A 17,942-nucleotide genomic window follows, 5' to 3' on the forward strand; every position below is an offset into this window, starting at 1 on the left:
GGGTCACACTCCTCGGGTGCGCGGGTCGCGCGAGTCGTTGTAGCGGATGCCGGCGATGGTCGCGGCCAGCACGAGCAGCAGGATCGCCAGCGACGGGAACAGCGTCTGCCACCAGGCCGACGCGATGGTGCCGGAGCGCTGCGCGTTGAGCAGGATGCGGCCCCACGACCATGAGGACGGGTCGCCCATGCCGAGGAACGACAGGCCGGCCTCGGCGATCACCGCGCGAGCGGCGGTGAGCAGCACGTTGACGACCACCAGCGGCATGACCGCGGGCAGGATCTCGCGGGAGATGATCCGGGTCGCGCCGGCGCCGAGCACCCGGGCGCCGTCGATGTACGGCATCGCCGCGACGACCAGCCCGTTCGCCCGGATCATCCGGGTCACCTCGGGCCAGGACAGCAGCCCGATGACGGTGATCAGCGTGACGACGCTCGGCCCGGCCAGCGCCGTCACCAGGATCATCAGCGGCAGCATCGGCAGCGACAGCATGACGTCGGTGGCGGTGGTGACCACCGGGTCCAGCAGCTTGACGTAGGCGGCGGCCAGGCCGAGCAGCGTGCCGATGCAGATGGCGATCAGCGATGCGACGGCGCCGACCAGCAGGCTGATCCGGGTGCCCCACACGACCTGCGCGAACACGTCCTGCCCGAGGTCGTCGGTGCCGAACCAGTGGTCGGCGGACGGCGACTGCAGGATGTCGGTGCCCAGGCCGCTGGGGGAGTCGACGACCAGCGGCCCGAAGATCGCGACGAGCGCGAACAGGCCGAGCACGCCGACCGACAGCCAGCCGGACGGCGCGGCGAAGTAGCCGCCGGAGCGGCGGCGCCGGCCACTGGTCAGCGCCGCCGACGGGGTGTCGGCCTTCAAGGACTGCGGCTCGGTGCTCATGTGCGGATCCTTGGGTTGAGAACCATCGAGAGCAGGTCGGTGAGCAGGTTGGCCAGCACGACGGTGACCGCCAGGATGACGAAGGCGCCCTGCAGCACCGGGAAGTCCAGCTGCTGCACCGACTCGAAGATCAGCCGGCCCACGCCCGGGTAGGCGAACACCGTCTCGGTCAGCACGGCGCCGCCGATCAACGTCCCGAGCTGCAGGCCCATCAGCATCAGCGCCGGCAGCACCGCGTTGCGCAGCGCGTGCCGCCACACCACCCGCCGGTGCGTGAGCCCGCGCGACCGCGCGCTGGTGATGTAGTCCTCGCCCAGCACCTCGACCATGTTCGTCCGCAGCGTCAACGCGTAAGGGCCGAGCTGCACCAGCACCAGCGAGAACAGCGGCAGCGCCAGATGGTGCAGCAGCGACACGTACGCCGCGAGCCCCCGGGTGTCCGGGTCGATCGCCTGCCCGATCGGGAACCAACCCAGGTTCGAGCCGAACACCACCAGCAGCAGGATCGCGACGCTGGGGATGAACAGCGCGTTCGACGTGATGCCGAAGAACTGCACGCCGCGGTCGACCAGCCCGCCCCGGCCGACGGCCGCCTGCACCCCGAGCGGGATGCCGATCAGCAACGTCAGCACGAACGCGGAGCCGGCCAGCAGCAGCGTCCACGGCAGCCGGTCCAGCAGCAGCTCGCTGACCGGGACCAGTTGCCGGAACGAGACGCCGAGGTTGCCCTGGACCAGCTGACCCAGGTAGAGCACGTACTGCTGGAGGATCGGCTGGTCCAGGCCGTACTGACTCCGGAGCGCGTCCTGCATCTCCGGAGTCATGTCGCCCTCCACCACCAGGAGGGTGGGGTCCGCCGGCAGCAGCCGCAGCAGGAAGAACGTCACCGTCACGGCGATCCAGATGGTCAGGATCGCGCGGAACAGCCGACTCGCGGCATACCTCAACACGGCGGCTAGATGACCTATTCCAAGGGGTCGGGTGCGTGTCGTGAGGCAGTGGCATGGGCGAGGGTGTCCAAGATCGGTTTGTGAAGACAGACCTGGACACCCTCGCGACTGCACTGTACGTGACGGTCGATGACCTGTTGATCGAATCTCCGCACCGGTTGCCGTGGCGGCCGCGGGTGGGGATCGAACCGAAGATCAGCGACGCTGAGCTGGTCACGTTGGCGGTGATGCAGGCGCTGCTGGGCTTCACCTCCGAAGCGCGCTGGCTGCGTCATGCGCGCGCTCACCTGCGGCATTTGTTCCCGTGTTTGCCGCAGCAGCCCGGCTACAACAAGCGGCTGCGGCGGCTGGCCGACACGATCGGCTGGCTGGTCGGGGCGCTGGCCCGCGACACCAGCTTGTGGACCGATGACGTCTGGGTGGTCGATTCCACCCCGGTCGAATGCGGCCGGTCGAAGGAGACGGTGCAGCGTTCGGACCTGGCCGGGTGGGCAGAGTACGGCTACTGCGCCTCCCATTCCAGGTTCTTCTGGGGACTGCGGCTGCACCTGCTGTGCACGCTGCACGGGCTGCCGGTCGGGTTCGCCCTGACCGGCGCGAAGGCCGACGAACGCCAGACCCTGCTGGGCATGCTCGGCGCCGATCCCGACCTGAGCACCGCCCGCGTCGGGCAGGTCGTGATCGCGGACAAGAACTACTACGGCCGCCAGTTCGAAGCAGCGCTTGCCGAGGCCGGCCTGGACCTGCTGCGCCCGGCCCGCAAGGGCGAACGCCCACGCGCCGGAGTCCGCTTCTTCAAACCGTTGCGGCAGGTCATCGAGTCGATCAACGACACGTTCAAGGGCCAACTGGACCTGGAACGACACGGCGGGCACACCCCGACCGGGGTCTGGGTCCGCGTCGCGCAACGCGTCCTGGCACTGACCGCGGCGATCTGGCACAACGACCGCACCGGCCAACCGATCAAACGATCCCTTCTCGCATACGACCACTGACCCCTTGGAATAGGTCATCTAGTCGACCGTCGTGACCTGGGACAGCGAGTAGCCGGTGACCATGCCGAGCAGGTCCGACGGCGACGGGTCGAAGCCGGTGAACCGGTCGCCGCGGTAGGCGAAGCGGAAGTTCTCCACGTACAGCGGGGTCAGCAGCGCCTGGTCGTGCAACCCGGCGGCGCCCACGACCGTGGCCTACGGCGACACCGTCGCGCTGCCGCCGGTGAGCGCGACCGACGAGAGCGGCGAGCAGCCCGCCGTCACCTACGAGGTGTGGGACGACAACGGCCTGGTCCCGGTCGAGGGCGGCGCCTTCACCGTGCGCGGCTTCTCCGACCACGTCGTCGTCGTGAAGGCGACCGACGCCGCCGGCAACGTCGGCGCGCAGCTGCTGCGCCTCCAGGTCGGCCAGGACGGCGCCGACCCGGCCGGCGTGTTCCAGTTCTTCGGCAGCGTCGCGACCGTCGGCGCCGAGGCCGGGACCGCCGGCCTCAGCGTCAGCACCGACGCCACGGTCGGCACGGTGTACGCGCAGGTCCGCCCAGTTGGACACCGCATCTGGCGCAGCGCGCCGGTGCTCACGTCCACCGGCGACACGACCTACGAGCTCAACACGATCGGCAAGCCGGGCGGCGTCTACCAGGACACCGTCACCGGGCAGCCACTGCGCAGCCACGAGTTCGAGCTGACCGGGCTGCGCGACACCACCCGCTACGAGTACCGCTTCGGTATCGCGGTGGACGGCGAGGCACCGAGCGCTCTGGACGAGGCGGCCTGGTCGGACGTGCGCGGCTCGTTCGTCGCCGGTGGCGGGCAGAACCGGCCGATCTACCTGCTCGGCGACCTCGCCGCGGCGTCCCGGTCGCCGGAGGAGCTCGGGCTGTTCCGCGGCGCGCTGGACGCCGTCCGCGCGCAGGTGCCGGGTGGCGACACCGTCGTGCAGACCGGCGACCTCGTGGCGAGCGGTGTGCACCGGGAGCACTGGGAGGACGTCTTCGACCACGTCTACGCGGGCCTGGACCTGCAGGTCGCGCCGGTCGTCGGCGACGCCGAGAGCGACGGCGACCTGGAGTACAACCTGGTCTCGCCGGACCGCAACGCGATCACGTCGAGCATGTACGCGCTGCCCGGCGGCGGCCCGATCGGCGAGACGGCGTACTCGTTCGACCGCGGCGACGTGCACGTGGCCGTGCTGAACACCGCCCAGGACCTCGAGGCCCAGCTGGACTGGCTGGTCGACGACATCCACGCCGCCGACCGGCCGTGGAACGTCGTCGTCGGGCACGAGGCGTTCTTCGGCAGCGCCGGCGCCGACGGCCCGGGCCAGAGCGAGCGGCGGCAGGAGGTCGCGGCGCTGTTCGAGCGGCTGGGCGTCGATGTGTACGCCGGCGGCCACGACGACGTCTACGCGCGGACCGAGGTCGGCGGGACCACGTTCGTGACGCTCGGCCCGGCCGGCCCGTCGTTCGGCGCGGCCACCGAGAAGCCGTGGGCCGACGTCGTCGACGACGAGGACACCCAGATGGGCACGGCGCTGCGGGTGACCCGCCGCGGCCTGGAGCTGAGCACGTACACCGTCGGCGGCCGGCTGGTCGACCAGACCGTCCTGACGCGGCCGTCGGGGACGTGGGACGTGAGCCACGCGGCCCTCGACGGCGGGGTCCTGGACGGCGTCGGGCTGATCAGCCACCCGGGCGCACCGCGCTCCGTCTCCGTCGAGGCGGTCCGCTACGACGCCGCCGGTGAGCAGGTGCTCGACTCGCGCCTGGTCGAGGTGGACCTGGACGAGCGCGGCGCCGAGCAATGGGTGGCGTTCGAGCCGGAGCTGACGGCGGGCGCGCACGACACCGTCAAGGTGCACTTCTGGGACGGCCCGGGGAAGGACGAGGAGCTGCGGCCTGCGCTGGTCCTGCAGGAAGGGCTGGCCGGCAGCGGCACCGCCGACGACCCATACCTGCTCGACTCCGCCGACGACCTCGGCAAGGTCGAGACCGACCCGGACGCGTCGTACCGCCTGACCGCCGACGTCGACCTCACCGGCCTCGCCGTCGAGCGGATCGCCGAGTTCAGCGGCGACCTCGACGGCGCCGGGCACACGCTGACCGGCTTGACCAGCACGACCGGCGGGCTGATCGGCGTCAACGAGGGCACCGTCCGCGACCTCGCGATCGTCGGCGCCGACGTCGCCACCGCGACCGCGCGGGGCGGCATCCTGGCCGACACCAACGCCGGCACCGTCGAGCGGGTCTACACGACCGGCCTGGTCACGGCCGGCTCGCGGGCCGGCGGCATCGTCGGCGACAACGCCGGGGTGCTCCGCGACGCCTACTCGACCGCCCGCGTGCAGAGCTACGGCACCGAGGCCGGCGGCGCCGTGGGCGTCGCGCTGGCCGGGTCGACGACCGAGCGGGTCTACGCGGGCGGGCCGGTCGGCGCGTCCACCCGGAACACCGGTGGCGTGGCCGGCTACGGCTACACGGGGACCGTGCTGCGCGACAGCATCGCGCTGAACCCGACGGTGACCGCGCCCGACTACGCCCACCGCGTGCTGGGCCGGGTGCTCGCCGGGAACACGGCGACGCTGGAGAACAACTGGGCGTCCGAGGGCGTCGTCGCCACCAAGCAGACGGTCCTCGACCCGCCGGCCGCGACCAACCTCGCGGGGGCCACCGCGACCGTCGCGCAGACCCAGGACCCGGCGTTCTACCGCGACACGCTCGGCTGGGACCTCGACGCCGTCTGGACCTGGTCCGCCGAGGGGCGTCGGCCGGTGCTGCGCGCCGTCCCCGAGGACGTGCCGCCCGGGACCGGGGAGCCGGGGACGCCGTCGCTGCCCCAGGATGACGACGGCGCCTACCTGGTGTCGTCGGTCGCGGACCTCGGACAGCTCACCGCGTTCCCAGCGCAGCGGTTCCGGCTGGCGGCCGACCTCGACCTGAGCGGGCGCCCCGGGCTCACCGTCGCGCGGACCGGGTTCACCGGCGAGCTCGACGGCGCCGGCCACCGGCTGACCGGGTTCACGTCGCCGTCGGGCGGGCTGTTCCCGCTGGTGGCGGCCGGCGGCCGGGTGCACTCGGTGTCCGTGGACGGTGCCGCCGTCGAGACCGCCGCGGCGAACGTCGGCATCCTCGTCAACACCAGCCACGGCGTCGTCGAGCGCGTCACGACGTCCGGCCTGATCGTCGGCGGCTCCACCGTCGGCGGGGTGGTGGGGTACTCGTACGGACAGCTGCGCGACAGCTACTCCACGGCCGACGTCTACGCCGTCGACACCCGGCAGGCCGGCGGCGTCGCCGGCATCACCGGCGTCGGCTCGCTCACCGAGCGCGTCTACGCCACCGGCCACGTCGAGGTCGTCGGCGACGCGAACGCCGGCGGCATCAGCGGCTACGCCTACACCGGCACGACGCTGCGCGACAGCATGGCGCTCAACTCCCGGGTCGTCGCCACCGGCTACGCCCACCGCGTCGTGGCCCGGGTGCTGGCCGGCAACACGGCGACGCTGGCCGGCAACGCCGCGTCCGAGGCGGTCGTCGCGGGGACGCAGTCGGTCCCGGCGACCGGCCCGGACACCCTGAACGGCGCCACCCGCACCGCCGCCGAGGCGGCCAGCCAGGCGACCTACGAGGCCATGGGCTGGGACTTCGCCACCGTCTGGACCTTCGACGCCACCAAGGGCCGGCCCGTGCTGCGGTAACGCCGGACATCGGCGCCGTGAACAGCGGCCACCCGGGTCTTGCCTCGCCCCGCCCGGGGCGAGGACAGTCCTGACATGCGGATGGCCGGGTGGGACGGCGACGACCACGGCGGCGTGCCGGACCCGGAGCGGTCGCTGGCGCGCACCAGGGCGCACCTGGCGGACGGGGTGATGGCCTGGCGCAGCAGCTTCGGCGCCGGCGTGCCGTCGACCCGGCCGGACGACCTCGAGCCGTGGATCCGCGGCATCACGGAGTTCTACGCCGCCCTGCCCTACCGGCTGGTCGAGGAGTACGTCGGCCCCGATCCTGAGGACGCGCGCCGGCTCGTCGCCCGGCTGAGGTTCGAACGGACCGACATCGACCAGCTCCGCGCCGACCTCGCTCGCCGGCGCCGGCCCGGCGGACGAGGTGGCGGCGGCCGGGGCGACGCCGACCACCGGCGCCCTCCCAGCCCGGGGTTCGGCCCGTGGGACCCGCCGCACCGGGACGTCGTGCTGCTGGCGGAGTCGCTCACCCACCACCGGGCCGAGCTGGACCGGCGGCTGCCGGTCTACCTGCCGCGGTTCTCGGCGCCACGGTCCAAGCGACAGCTGCTCGACGAGTGGGTCCGGGCGATGAAGGAGCTCTTCGCCGGCCACCCCTACCGGCTGGCCGACGAGGAGATCGCCGCCGACGCCACGGACCCCGACTGGCTCACCGCCCGGCTCCGGTTCGAGCGCCTCGCTCCAGGCGGCTGAAGCGGCGTCACCTGGTGTTCGCCCGGCGTCGCTACGCTGCCGACCCATGGAGTCCGACGAGAGCCTGCGCCCGGCGCCCGACGCGGCGCTGCTGGGCGGGTCGCTGCTGGCGGTGCTGGGCTATCTGGTGCCGTGGTTCCACCAGGACGGCTACTCGTGGTCGTACTCCGGGTGGGCGTACGCGAGCCTCAGCTCCGGCGGCGGCTGGACGCTGCTGACGCTTGCCTTCCTGGCGGTTGCCGTGGTGGCGAGCCTCTGGGCCGCGCGCAGCCTCACCGCCGCCATGTGGGCCGTTGTCGGCACGGTGGGAGCGGGCGTCTTCACGCTGGCGGTCGTCGCGGCGAGCTTCTCGCACGTCAGCGAGGGGTCGGCGCTGAACTACCTGGCCAGCATGCCGTTCGGGTTCGGCCTGCCGCTGCTGGCGGCCGGGCTCGGGCTGGCGCTGGCCGGCGGCTGCCGCGCGATCGCCGTCGCCGTTGTCCGGGCGGCCAGGGAACCCGCTCAGAATGACGGCTGAGCTGCAGGACCGCGTCCAGGCGGCGATCGACGGGCTCGTGCGCGACGGCGCCGAGGTCGGCCTGCAGGTGGCCGTCCTGCACCGCGGCGAACTGGTCGTCGACGCCGTCGCGGGGACGCGCGACGCCGCGCGGTCCGAGCCGGTCGAGCCGGACACACTGTTCTGGTCCGCGTCGGCGGTGAAGGGCATCGCGTCCACGGTGGCGCATGTGCTGGCCGAGCGCGGCGAGCTGACGTACGACCTGCGCGCCGCCGATGTCTGGCCGGAGTTCGCCCGGCACGGCAAGGACGACATCACGTTGCGGCACGTGCTGCTGCACACCGCGGGCGTGCCGGCGCCGCCGTACGACACCACCGTCGAGCAGCTGTGCGACTGGGAGCACATGTGCGCCGTGCTCGCCGACGCCGAGCCGTGGTGGCCGGCTGGGACACGGTTCGGGTACCACGCGCAGACCTTCGGCTTCCTGCTCGGCGAGATCGTGCGCCGCGCCACCGGCCGGACGATCAGGTGGTGGCTGCGCGAGGCGGTGACCGAGCCGCTCGGCGTCGCCGGCGACGTGCACTTCGGCGTGCCCGAGCCGCTGCTGGGCCGGGTGGCACACCAGCACCGGCCGCCCACCCCGCGGCCGCGGCCGAAGCCGGGCTCGCCGGCCGACCGCGCCCTGCCGCCCGGCCTGTTCTTCGACGCCGACGCCGCCAACCGCCGCGACGTCCTGACCTCGGACATCCCCTCCATCGGCACGATGAGCGCTGGCGGCGCGGCCCGCGTGTACGGCGCGCTGCTCGGCCCGGTCGACGGTGTCCGGCTGGTCGAGCCGGAGCGGCTGGCGACGATCGCCGCGGTCACATACGAAGGGCTGGACGAGGTGATGAATGTGCCGTCGGCCTGGGCGTTCGGGTTCGGCCCGCACCGGCCGCCCGGCGGCGCGCCGAGTCGACCCGGCTCGGTGTTCGGCACGCTCGGCGCGAACGGGTCGGCCGCCTACGCCGACATCGACTCCGGCGTCGCGGTCGCCGTCCTGCGCAACCTGTTCAGCGTCGACTGGACCGCCGCGGCCACCGTCGACCGGCTGGTCGCCGACGCGTTCAGCGGGTGATCGCGGCGAGCAGGCCGGGCAGCGCCTCGTCGAGGTCTGCGCGGCGCAGGGCGTTCAGGCGGGCCGTGCCGACGTAGTACTGGCGGATCAGCCCGGCCTCGCGCAGCACGGTGAAGTGGTGCGTCGCGGTCGACTTGCTGACCGGGAGGTCGAAGTCGCCGCACTTGATGTCGTGGCCGGCGGCGTCGAGCTGCGCGACGATGCTGCGCCGGACCGGGTCGACGACGGCCTCGAGCACCTGCTGCAGCGCGATCTGCGACACCTCGGGGTGCGGCGGGGTCCGGCTCACGCGGTCCATAGTACGACGGCCGTCGAAGTTTGACACGCGTCGAATAATGCGCGCAGAGTGGGAGCCATGGCACTGACGGTGCGGTTCCACGAGTACGGCGGTCCCGAGGTGCTCCGCCTCGACCACGTCGACGCCGGTGAACCGGGACCGGGGGAGGTGCTGGTGCGCGTCGACGCCGTCGGGGTCAACCGGGCCGAGGCGCTGTTCCGCGGCGGTCAGTACATCGAGGCGGCCGCGGCGTTCCCGGCCCGGCTCGGCGCCGAGGCCTCCGGCGTCGTCGAGCGGCTCGGCCCGGGCGTCGAGGGGCTCGCGTCCGGGCAGGCGGTGAGCGTCGTGCCGGCGTTCTCGCAGAACGACTACGGGGTCTACGCGGAGCGTGCGGTGGTCCCGGCGCGGGCGCTGGTGCCGCGCCCCGACGGCGTCGACGCGGTGTCCGGCGCGGCGGTCTGGATGCCGTACCTCACGACGTACGGCGCGATGGCCGAGGTCACCGGGCTGCGGCCGGGCGACGTCGCGGTCGTCACGGCCGCCTCCAGCAGCATCGGGCTGGCCGCCCTGCACACCGCGGCGCGGCTGGGCGCCACGCCCGTCGCCGTCACCCGCACCCGGGCCAAGGCCGGCCGGCTGCTGGCCGAGGGCGCGGCCGAAGTCGTCGTCTCGGACGAGGAGGACGTCGCCGCTCGCGTGCTGGAGCTGACCGGCGGGCGCGGCGCGGCGGCCGTGTTCGACGCCGTCGCCGGGCCGGGCGTCGTCGACCTCGCCCGCGCCGTCGCGGCCGGCGGGACGCTGCTGCTCTGGGGCGCGCAGAGCGGCCGGCCGACGCCGTACCCGGGGTTCGAGCTGGGCATGCCGGCGCTGAACGTGCGCACCTACACGGTGCACGAGATCACCCGCGATGCCGAACGGCTGCGCCGGGCGGTCGCCTTCGTCGCGTCCGGCCTGCGCGACGGCGCCTTCCGCGCCGTCGTCGACCGCCTGTTCCCGCTGGCCGACGTCGTCGCGGCACACCGCTACCTCGACTCTGGCGACCGGTTCGGCAAGGTCGTGCTCACGGTGCCGCGCTGACCTCGGCGTACGGGCCCAGCATCTCGATGCCGTGGCGATGTGCGAGGTCGAGGACGTCGGCCATGCTCGGCTCGGCGCCGCCGGCGGCCAGGGCTGCGGCCGCGCGGATGAAGCCCTCCATCGGGGCGCCGGGGAGTGCACCACTGAACTCGCCCGAGAGGACGTGGTAGATCTCGCCCGGCTCGTGCCGGTGCATGATGGGCGGGCCGCCGCCGGGCGGCATCCGGGTCTCGACGGCGAAGATCGGGCCGCCGGTCTGAGCGCACTTCCAGCACCTCGACGACACTGGCACGACGGTGAGCCGGCTGGCCGAGCGGGCGCAGATCACCAAGCAGGCCGCCGCCGAGCTCGTCCAGCACCTGGAGGCGCACGGCTACGTGGTGCGCGAGCCGGACCCGTCCGACCGGCGGGCGAAGCTCGTCCTGCCCACGGCGAAGGGCCGCGAGGTCGTGGCGATCGCGCAGGGTGCCGTGCCCGAGATCGAGCTGCGGCTGGCCCGCGAGCTGGGCGCGGCCCGGCTGCAGGAGCTGCGAGCCGACCTGCGCCGGATCATCGAGCTCGGCTGAGTACGATTTCGACTGAGGTGATGCTCGTGGCGGCCGACGCCGAGGCGGGTCCGGTCCGGGCCCCGCTGAGCCGCGACCGCGTGCTGCGGGCCGCCGTCCGCATCGCCGACGAGGGCGGCATCGCGGCGCTGACCATGCGGCGCCTCGCCGAGGATCTCGGCGCCGAGGCCATGTCGCTCTACTACCACGTGGCCAACAAGGACGAGGTCCTCGACGGCATCGCCGACGTCGTCGCGCGCGAGATCAACGAGGTGGTCGACGCGCTGAACGTGCCGTCGGCGGGCGCGCGGTGGAAGAACGCCGTCCGCCGCCGCATCCTCGCCGCCCGCCAGGTGCTGCTGCGTCATCCCTGGGCGCCGGCCGTGTTCGAGACCCGCGCGGCCATGAGCCCGGAGATCCTGGTCTACCACGACCGCCTGCTCGGGCTGATGCGCGACGGCGGGTTCTCCTACGACCTCGGCCACCACGCGCTGCACGCCCTGGGCAGCCGGGCACTCGGGTTCAGCCAGGAGCTGTTCGACCCCGGCGACGGGTCCGGCGCGGGCGACGAGCTGGCCGGGTTCGCCGAGCGGCTGCCGCACCTGGTGGGCATGCTGTCCGAGATCACGCACGACGACCCCGGCTCCACGCTGGGCTGGTGCGACGACCAGGCGGAGTTCGAGTTCGGCCTCGACCTCCTGCTCGACGGTCTCGACCGGCTGCGCGAGAGCTCCCCCTGGCACTCACTTAAGTGAGCACTTGACTTTCCAGGCTCGGCGATTAAAGTTAAGTGCATGCTTAAGCGTGAGGCGACGGACCGAGTGTTCCACGCACTTGCGGACGGTAACCGGCGGGCCGTCATCGAGCGTCTGACCCGCGGACCGGCCACCGTGAGCGAGTTGGCAGCCCAGCTCGGGGTGACCGTCGCCGCGACAGTCCAGCACCTCCAGGTGCTGCAGGACAGCGAGCTGGTGCGGTCGGAGAAGGTCGGCCGGGTCCGTACCTGCCAGATCGATCCGGCCGGCCTCCGCAACGCCGAGGCGTGGTTGCAGCGTCAGCGCACGGCGTGGGAGCACCGCCTGGACCGCCTCGGCGCGGTCCTCGACGACCAGACGAAGGAGCCAGGATCATGACCGACCATTCGGTGAAGCACAGCACGTTCACGCTGGAGCGGACCTACGCCGCAACGCCTGCCGCGGTCTTCGCGGCGTGGTCCGACCGCGACACGAAGGCGAAGTGGTTCGCGGCCGAGGACGGCCGCTACTCGCTGGACTTCCGGGTCGGCGGCACCGAGGCCGTACACGGCGGCGACGGGGCCGATCTCGTCGCGAGGAGCGAACACCACACATCGTCCCCGACGACCGTGTCGCTGACCACCGTGCGGTTCGTCCGTGACGGCGACGGGACCCGCCTGGTGCTCACCGAACAGGGCACCTTCCTGGACGACCAGGAACAGCCCGAGTGGCGCGAGCAGGGCACCGGCGACTGGCTGGACGCCCTCGGTCGTCAGGTGGCCCAGCGATGACGGCCGACAGCGACCGGCAGATCCGGGAGCTGCTGGAGACCCGAACCCGGGCGTTCGGCCGCCGGGACGCCGCCACAGCGGCCGCCGACTACGACGACGATCTCGTGCTGTACGACGCGATCGGCCCGTTCGTCCGCCGCGGCGAGGTGGTCCCCGTGGTGGCAGTTTGGTGGTGCCCTGGCCCCACCAAACTGCCCACCACCTCGTAGCCGGCGGTCCGATGGTTGAGGGATCCGGGTCGCCAGGGCTGGACAGTTGTCAGAGCAGCACCGATCCCTCAGCCATCCCGTCCGTGGTCTTTACACGCTCGTGCGCGGCCGCTACCTTACGTCGTAAGGTCACCTTACGGCGTAAGAAACGCTGGTCAGGAGAGCGCGATGAAGGCGTTCGTCGTTCGTGCGTACGGTTCCCCCGACGACCTCGAGCTGGCCGACGTCGCGACGCCGGTCCCCGGCGACGACGAGGTGCTGGTCCGGGTCCGCGCCACGTCCGTACAGCCCTACGACTGGCACCTCCTCCGCGGCGAGCCGCGGATCGCCCGGCTCATTCCGGGCTTGCTCGGGTTGCGCCGGCCGGGCATCGAGATCCTCGGTGCCGACATCGCGGGCGAGGTGGCCGCCGTCGGCCGCGACGTCACCGGCTTCGCGCCCGGCGACGCGGTGTTCGCCCTGGTCGCCGGCGGCGGTTTCGGCGAGTACGCGTGCGTCCCGGCCGCCGACCTCGCGCCACTGCCTGGCACGCTGTCGTTCGAGCAGGCGGCCGCGGTCCCGCTGGCGGCCGTCACGGCGCTGCTGGCGGTCCGCGACGACGGCCGGCTGCGGTCCGGGCAGCGAGTGCTGGTCAACGGCGCGTCGGGCGGCGTCGGCACGTTCGCGGTCCAGCTGGCGGTGGCGATGGGCGCCGAGGTCACCGGCGTGTGCAGCGGCCGCAACGCCGGCCTCGTCCGGGAGCTCGGCGCCGCCGACGTCGTCGACCACACCACGACCGACGTCACCAGCGGCGGGCGCACCTTCGACCTCGTCGTCGACATCGCCGGCGGGCACCCGGTCCGGGCGTTCCGGCGGGTCCTGACGCACGACGGCGCGCTGGTCGTCGTCGGCGGGCCGGCCGGGCGCTGGCTGTCGCCGGCCGGGCGGACATTCGCCGCGGTCGCGCTCGGCGCCGTCGTATCGCAGCGGATCGTCGTGACCGACGTCGTCGGCGGCCGGCACCGGCGGGCGAACCTGCTGACGCTGACGGAGTACCTGGACGACGGGCGGGTGGTCCCCGTCATCGACCGCAGCTACCCGTACGCCGAGCTCCCGGACGCGCTGCGGTACTCCGAGGAGGGGCACGCCCGCGGCAAGGTCGTCGTCACGCTCTGAGGTGCTCGCGGGCCAGGACGACCAGGCCCTTCGGGTCGTCGGCGTAGAAGCGCAGCTCGGTGAAGGTCACCGGCCCGTTCAGCAACTGGACCGTCATCGGCTCGAACAGCACGAGGTGCACGTTGAGCTGGCTGGACACCGCGATCTGCAGGACATCGCCGTCGTCGCCGTCGGCGACCTGGACGGTCTTCGACTCGGGCAGCGTGCGCTTCTGGATGCGGATGGCGTCGATGTCGGACCAGCGCAGCGCGATGTCGACCGTCGACCCGTTGCGCACCCACAGCCCGGTCGGGCCGGCAGCGTGCGGGTGCACCAGCAGCGCGGCGGCGTAGCCGAGCATCCAGATCAGCCCCCACAGGCCGAGGACCAGAGCGATGATCTGCACGACCGGCCACGGGATGATGAAGTGGACGACCAGCACCTCGATCGCGGACCCGATGATGAACACCCAGAGGATCAGCGAGACCGGCTCGAGGTAGCCGAACGGCGTGGCGCCGGGCTCGGGCACCCGCGGGCGCCGGGCCAGCCAGACGTAGAGGCTGCGCCACACGCCCGCCTCGAAGGCGGCCGCCTTCTGGAAGAGGGTGGCGCCCTCGGCGGGCTTGGTCGTCTCGGTCATGGGCCGGCCTCGCTCTCGGGGTCGGTGGCCTTGCGGGCGGCCTCGACGGACACGCCGTGGGCCCGCAGCCGCGCCAGCACGTCGTCGAGCCCGTCGACCAGCGCGGCCAGGCGTTCGTCGGGCATGTCGGCGAAGAGGATGCGGGCGAACTCGTGCTGGTCGCGCTCCATGGCGGCGGTCATGGCGGCACCGTGCTCGGTGAACGTCACGAGCGTGGCCCGGCGGTCGGTGGGGTGCGGCTCGCGGGTGACGAAGCCCGTGGCGACCAGCGCGTCGACCAGCCCGGTGATGTTGCGCGCGCTGACCCGCAGTGCGTCGGCGAGCACCCGCTGGGTCGACGGGCCGCGCTCGTGCAGCTCCCAGAGCAGGTGCGCCCGGGCGTCGCTGAGGCCCTGTGCGGCCAGCGTGCGGGTCATGTCGTCGCTGACGACGATGACCAGCTCGAGGATGCGCCCGAGCGCCTCGGTGTGCTTCTGCAGACTCGTCATTTCGTGATGCGCCTTCACTGTGTCGATGCTTCAAGAGTAGCGCACGGCGGCCTGGTGATCAAACGACCGAATTAGGCCCGGGAAAGGGTCGGAGAATGGTGTGACAGATGTCACGGCATAGAGAGGTTTAGGTGCCCGGCGAAATGCTCGAGGCATAAAAAGGGCCACCCTGCCAATTTGGGGGGCAAAACGGCAGGGCGGCTCGGGAATCAACGATAACCCATAGATGCCCTTCGCGCATCTGGATCCAGAAAATCATGGGCGCGCGTCCTGGACCAGCGGGTCTGCCGTCGGGCGCCCGTTGACGGCTCGCCGCCTCGTGCGTCGGCCGCGCCCGCGGAGATCATTTCCGGCGAACGTCCGCAAACGCGGTGGCCAGCCTCGCGACTCCGTCTGCGACTACGCGTTCGTTCAGGGCGGAATAGCCGAAGATCAAACCGCCGCGCTCCGCCGGAGAAAGCCGGTATGGCGTCACTCCGTTCACCCGCACGCCACGCCGGGCGGCCGCCGCCACGACCGTCGCCTCGTCGACGCCGTCGGGCAACCAGGCGACCAGGTGCAGCCCGGCGGAGATCCCCGCGGGCTCCAGCTCCGGCAGCAGGGCGGCCAGCGCCGCCAGCAGCACGTCGCGCCGGCGCCGGTAGATCGGCCGCATGCGGCGCAGGTGCCGGTCGAACTCGCCGTGCGCCAGGAAGTCGGCGAAGGCCAGCTGGTCGAGCACCGGCGAGCCGCGGTCGGCCAGCAGCTTCGCCTCGGCGACCTCGTCGACCAGCGACCGCGGCAGCACCAGCCAGCCGAGCCGCAGCCCGGGCGCCAGCGTCTTGCTTGCCGTCCCGGAGTAGGCGACGAGGTCGGGCGCCAGGCCCTGCATCGTGCCGACAGGGGAGCGGTCGTAGCGGTACTCGGCGTCGTAGTCGTCCTCGACGACCAGCGCACCTCGCGCGGCCGCCCAGCGCAGCACGGCGGCCCGGCGCGGCGCCGACAGCACCGCGCCGGTCGGCCACTGGTGCGTCGGCGTCAGGACCAGCGCGTCGGCGTCGACGCCGTCGAGCACGTCGATGCGCACACCGTCGTCGTCGACCGGCACGCCGACCACGTCCAGCCCCATGGTCCGGGCCAGCGGGCGCAGGTCGTCGTCGGCGGACGGGTCCTCGACCGCGATGCGGCGGGCGCCGCGGGCGGCCAGCACCTGGGCCGTCAGCGCGATGCCCTGGGCGTAGCCGTTGCTGACGACGACGGTGTCGGGGAACGCCGCGGTGCCGCGGACCCGGTTGAGATAGTCGGCCAGCGCCTCGTGCAGCTCCGGCACGCCGCGGCCGGTGAGGTACCCGAACCGTTCGTTCGGCGCCTGGGCGTAGGCCCGGCGGATCGACCGCAGCCACGCGGCCCGCGGGAAGTTCGAGACGTCGTAGCGGCCGTAGCCGAAGTCGACGGCGGGCGCGGCAGGCGCGGCCGGTGCGGACGGCACGGGCTGGGCGGCCGGCGTCGCGGCGACCTCGGTGTACCCGCCGGTCCGGCTGGTCAGGTAGCCCTCTGAGACCAGCTGCTGGTACGCCTCGACGACGACGCCGCGGGACACGCCCAGCTCGCCGGCCAGGCGGCGGGTGGGTGGAAGTGTGGTGCCGCGGCGCAGCCGGCCGGACCGGACGCCGTCGCGTACGGCCGCCGCGAGCTGCCGGTGCAGCGGCTCGCCGCTGTCGCGGTCGAGCGTCACGAGCAGGCTCTCGCCGGCGGAATTGGTCTGGAGTCCCGCCATGCTATTGGACCTTATCGCGCGGACCGGTCACTGTGATGCTCGGCACATGACGACGACAGCGCGACTCCGTGATGAGCTCGGCGACCGCCTGGTGCTGCCGGGCGACGAGCACTACGACCGCATGCGGACGGTCTGGAACGCCATGGTCGACCGCCGGCCGCGGATGATCGTCCGCTGCGCCGGCCCCGACGACGTCGCCGCCGCGATCCGGCTGGCCCGCGAACAGGGCCTCGAGATTGGCGTCCGCTGCGGCGGTCACAGCGTGCTGGGCATCTCGGTGCCGGACGACGGCCTGATGATCGACCTGACGCCGATGGGCGCGGTCACGGTCGACCCGGCCACCCGGCGGGCCCGTGTGCAAGGTGGCGCCCTGCTCGGCGCGCTGGACATCGCGGCACAGCAGCACGGCCTCGCCACCACCGCCGGCAACGTCTCGCACACCGGCGTCGGCGGGCTCACGCTCGGCGGCGGCATGGGCTGGCTCGCCCGTCAGTACGGCCTGAGCTGCGACAACGTCGTGTCCTACGAGGTGGTGACGGCGTCCGGCGAGCGGCTGCGGGCCAGCCGCGACGAGCACCCCGACCTGTACTGGGGGCTGCGCGGCGGCGGCGGCAACTTCGGCATCGTCACCGAGTTCGAGTTCCAGCTGCACCCCGTCGGCACCCGCGCGTACGTCGCCGAACTGACCTACCCGCTGGACGCCGCCGCCGCGGTGCTGCGCGGCTGGCGCGACCTCAGCGCCGAGGCGCCCCGTCAGGCGACCTTCACCGCGTCGATGGGCCGCGGGCTGGCCACCGTCGGCTACGTGTGGGCGGGGGACACCGAGCACGCGGCGGACCTGCTGCCGCCGCTGCGCTCGCTGGGCGTGCCGGTGACGGAGAACGTCGGCGAGCTGTCCTACGTCGAGCTGCAGACCCGCGAGGACTCCCCGGAGGGGCACGCGTTCCGCCGCTACTGGAAGGGCCACTACGTGCGCGGGCTGCCCGACGAGGCGATCGACGCGATGGTCGAGCACGGCGGCGTCGACATGGGCATCAGCCTGCAGGCCTACGGCGGCGCCATCGCCGACGTGCCCGACGACGACGCCGCCTTCAGCCAGCGCGACGCCGCCTTCGAGTACGTCGCCGCCTCCCGGTGGGACGACCCCGCCGAGGACGCCGAGCGGATGGCCGTCGCGCGCCGGACCGCCGCCGCGATCGAGCCGTTCTCCAGCGGCGCGTACGTCAACGCGCTCAGCGACGAGGGCGCCGCCGGTGTGCGCCGCGCGTACCGGCCGGCGAAGCTGGACCGGCTGACGACGGTGAAGACGGCCTACGACCCGGAGAACGTCTTCCACCTCAACCACAACATCGCGCCGGCCGCGCGGTCGTGACGGCGGCCAGTGTCCGGCCCCGGTGCCATCATGCC

Annotated in this window: 21 protein-coding genes; 13 read left to right on the top strand and 8 right to left on the bottom strand. The window is 73.0% G+C overall.

Features of this window, described 5'->3' with window-relative positions; translation table 11 throughout:
• Positions 1-3: 3 nt before the first annotated feature.
• Both BLV05_RS11640 and BLV05_RS11645 read right to left on the bottom strand, forming a co-directional pair.
• A complete protein-coding gene (locus tag BLV05_RS11640) occupies positions 4-891 on the bottom strand; it encodes an ABC transporter permease (RefSeq protein ID WP_052763240.1) in 888 nt (295 codons plus the stop codon).
• Positions 888-1,841: an ABC transporter permease gene (locus tag BLV05_RS11645; RefSeq protein ID WP_046773114.1), complete on the bottom strand. Its 954-nt coding sequence runs from the start codon at positions 1,839-1,841 to the stop codon at positions 888-890. The genes BLV05_RS11640 and BLV05_RS11645 overlap by 4 nt, the downstream gene beginning before the upstream one ends.
• 80 nt (positions 1,842-1,921) lie before the next feature.
• Here BLV05_RS11645 and BLV05_RS11650 point away from each other — a divergent pair, with 80 nt between their 5' ends.
• Positions 1,922-2,836, top strand: a complete 915-nt coding sequence (locus tag BLV05_RS11650) for an IS982 family transposase (RefSeq protein ID WP_157524382.1) — start codon at positions 1,922-1,924, stop codon at positions 2,834-2,836.
• Between the two features lie 18 nt (positions 2,837-2,854).
• Here the strand turns inward: BLV05_RS11650 and BLV05_RS35735 are convergent, their stop codons facing one another.
• Complete coding sequence (locus BLV05_RS35735; protein ID WP_157524240.1) at positions 2,855-3,022, bottom strand: hypothetical protein; 168 nt, start codon at positions 3,020-3,022, stop codon at positions 2,855-2,857.
• A 4-nt stretch (positions 3,023-3,026) separates the two neighbouring features.
• Here BLV05_RS35735 and BLV05_RS11655 point away from each other — a divergent pair, with 4 nt between their 5' ends.
• The 4 genes from BLV05_RS11655 (at position 3,027) to BLV05_RS11670 (ending at position 8,884) form a co-directional block, all read left to right on the top strand.
• Positions 3,027-6,533 carry a metallophosphoesterase gene (locus BLV05_RS11655; protein ID WP_046768561.1) on the top strand — a complete coding sequence of 1,169 codons (3,507 nt, stop codon included), beginning with the start codon at positions 3,027-3,029 and terminating at the stop codon, positions 6,531-6,533.
• 75 nt (positions 6,534-6,608) lie between these two features.
• The gene (locus tag BLV05_RS11660) at positions 6,609-7,271 is read left to right on the top strand and encodes a hypothetical protein (protein WP_052762404.1); all 663 of its coding nucleotides are present in this window, start codon (positions 6,609-6,611) and stop codon (positions 7,269-7,271) included.
• A gap of 46 nt (positions 7,272-7,317) precedes the next feature.
• Complete coding sequence (locus BLV05_RS11665) at positions 7,318-7,788, top strand: hypothetical protein (RefSeq protein ID WP_046768558.1); 471 nt, start codon at positions 7,318-7,320, stop codon at positions 7,786-7,788.
• On the top strand, positions 7,778-8,884 hold the full coding sequence (locus BLV05_RS11670; RefSeq protein WP_046768557.1) for an EstA family serine hydrolase: 1,107 nt from the start codon (positions 7,778-7,780) through the stop codon (positions 8,882-8,884). Before BLV05_RS11665 ends, BLV05_RS11670 begins: the two co-directional genes overlap by 11 nt.
• Here the strand turns inward: BLV05_RS11670 and BLV05_RS11675 are convergent.
• Positions 8,874-9,182, bottom strand: coding sequence for an ArsR/SmtB family transcription factor (locus BLV05_RS11675; protein ID WP_046768556.1), 309 nt, complete (start codon positions 9,180-9,182; stop codon positions 8,874-8,876). The two genes, BLV05_RS11670 and BLV05_RS11675, sit on opposite strands and share 11 nt — an antisense overlap.
• A 57-nt stretch (positions 9,183-9,239) precedes the next feature.
• On the opposite strand from BLV05_RS11675, the gene BLV05_RS11680 reads away from it, so the two are divergent.
• The gene (locus BLV05_RS11680) at positions 9,240-10,238 is read left to right on the top strand and encodes a zinc-dependent alcohol dehydrogenase family protein (protein WP_046768555.1); all 999 of its coding nucleotides are present in this window, start codon (positions 9,240-9,242) and stop codon (positions 10,236-10,238) included.
• On the opposite strand, the gene BLV05_RS11685 is transcribed toward BLV05_RS11680, so the two are convergent.
• Complete coding sequence (locus tag BLV05_RS11685) at positions 10,222-10,524, bottom strand: cupin domain-containing protein (RefSeq protein WP_152690725.1); 303 nt, start codon at positions 10,522-10,524, stop codon at positions 10,222-10,224. The two genes, BLV05_RS11680 and BLV05_RS11685, sit on opposite strands and share 17 nt — an antisense overlap.
• Before the next feature lie 10 nt (positions 10,525-10,534).
• Between BLV05_RS11685 and BLV05_RS11690 the strand changes: the two genes are divergently transcribed.
• From BLV05_RS11690 to BLV05_RS11715, 6 genes are all read left to right on the top strand, one after another.
• Positions 10,535-10,804, top strand: coding sequence for a MarR family winged helix-turn-helix transcriptional regulator (locus BLV05_RS11690; protein ID WP_052762402.1), 270 nt, complete (start codon positions 10,535-10,537; stop codon positions 10,802-10,804).
• 20 nt (positions 10,805-10,824) lie between these two features.
• Entirely contained in the window at positions 10,825-11,538 is a 714-nt protein-coding gene (locus BLV05_RS11695) for a TetR/AcrR family transcriptional regulator C-terminal domain-containing protein (RefSeq protein WP_046768554.1), read from the top strand.
• A 39-nt stretch (positions 11,539-11,577) separates the two neighbouring features.
• The gene (locus BLV05_RS11700) at positions 11,578-11,916 is read left to right on the top strand and encodes an ArsR/SmtB family transcription factor (protein ID WP_046768553.1); all 339 of its coding nucleotides are present in this window, start codon (positions 11,578-11,580) and stop codon (positions 11,914-11,916) included.
• Positions 11,913-12,308, top strand: a complete 396-nt coding sequence (locus tag BLV05_RS11705) for an SRPBCC family protein (RefSeq protein ID WP_046768552.1) — start codon at positions 11,913-11,915, stop codon at positions 12,306-12,308. Before BLV05_RS11700 ends, BLV05_RS11705 begins: the two co-directional genes overlap by 4 nt.
• Positions 12,305-12,517 carry a hypothetical protein gene (locus BLV05_RS11710; protein ID WP_046768551.1) on the top strand — a complete coding sequence of 71 codons (213 nt, stop codon included), beginning with the start codon at positions 12,305-12,307 and terminating at the stop codon, positions 12,515-12,517. The genes BLV05_RS11705 and BLV05_RS11710 overlap by 4 nt, the downstream gene beginning before the upstream one ends.
• 168 nt (positions 12,518-12,685) lie before the next feature.
• On the top strand, positions 12,686-13,672 hold the full coding sequence (locus BLV05_RS11715) for an NAD(P)-dependent alcohol dehydrogenase (protein WP_046768550.1): 987 nt from the start codon (positions 12,686-12,688) through the stop codon (positions 13,670-13,672).
• Here the strand turns inward: BLV05_RS11715 and BLV05_RS11720 are convergent.
• The 3 genes from BLV05_RS11720 to pdxR form a co-directional block, all read right to left on the bottom strand.
• Positions 13,662-14,291 carry a hypothetical protein gene (locus BLV05_RS11720; RefSeq protein ID WP_046768549.1) on the bottom strand — a complete coding sequence of 210 codons (630 nt, stop codon included), beginning with the start codon at positions 14,289-14,291 and terminating at the stop codon, positions 13,662-13,664. The two genes, BLV05_RS11715 and BLV05_RS11720, sit on opposite strands and share 11 nt — an antisense overlap.
• Entirely contained in the window at positions 14,288-14,779 is a 492-nt protein-coding gene (locus BLV05_RS11725; protein WP_046768548.1) for a MarR family winged helix-turn-helix transcriptional regulator, read from the bottom strand. Before BLV05_RS11725 ends, BLV05_RS11720 begins: the two co-directional genes overlap by 4 nt.
• Positions 14,780-15,122: 343 nt before the next feature.
• A complete protein-coding gene (gene pdxR / locus BLV05_RS11730; RefSeq protein ID WP_046768547.1) occupies positions 15,123-16,535 on the bottom strand; it encodes a MocR-like pyridoxine biosynthesis transcription factor PdxR in 1,413 nt (470 codons plus the stop codon).
• Between the two features lie 46 nt (positions 16,536-16,581).
• On the opposite strand from pdxR, the gene BLV05_RS11735 reads away from it, so the two are divergent.
• Entirely contained in the window at positions 16,582-17,907 is a 1,326-nt protein-coding gene (locus tag BLV05_RS11735) for an FAD-binding oxidoreductase (RefSeq protein WP_046768546.1), read from the top strand.
• Positions 17,908-17,942: the final 35 nt, after the last annotated feature.

The organism is Jiangella alkaliphila (assembly GCF_900105925.1).
Classification (GTDB): domain Bacteria; phylum Actinomycetota; class Actinomycetes; order Jiangellales; family Jiangellaceae; genus Jiangella; species Jiangella alkaliphila.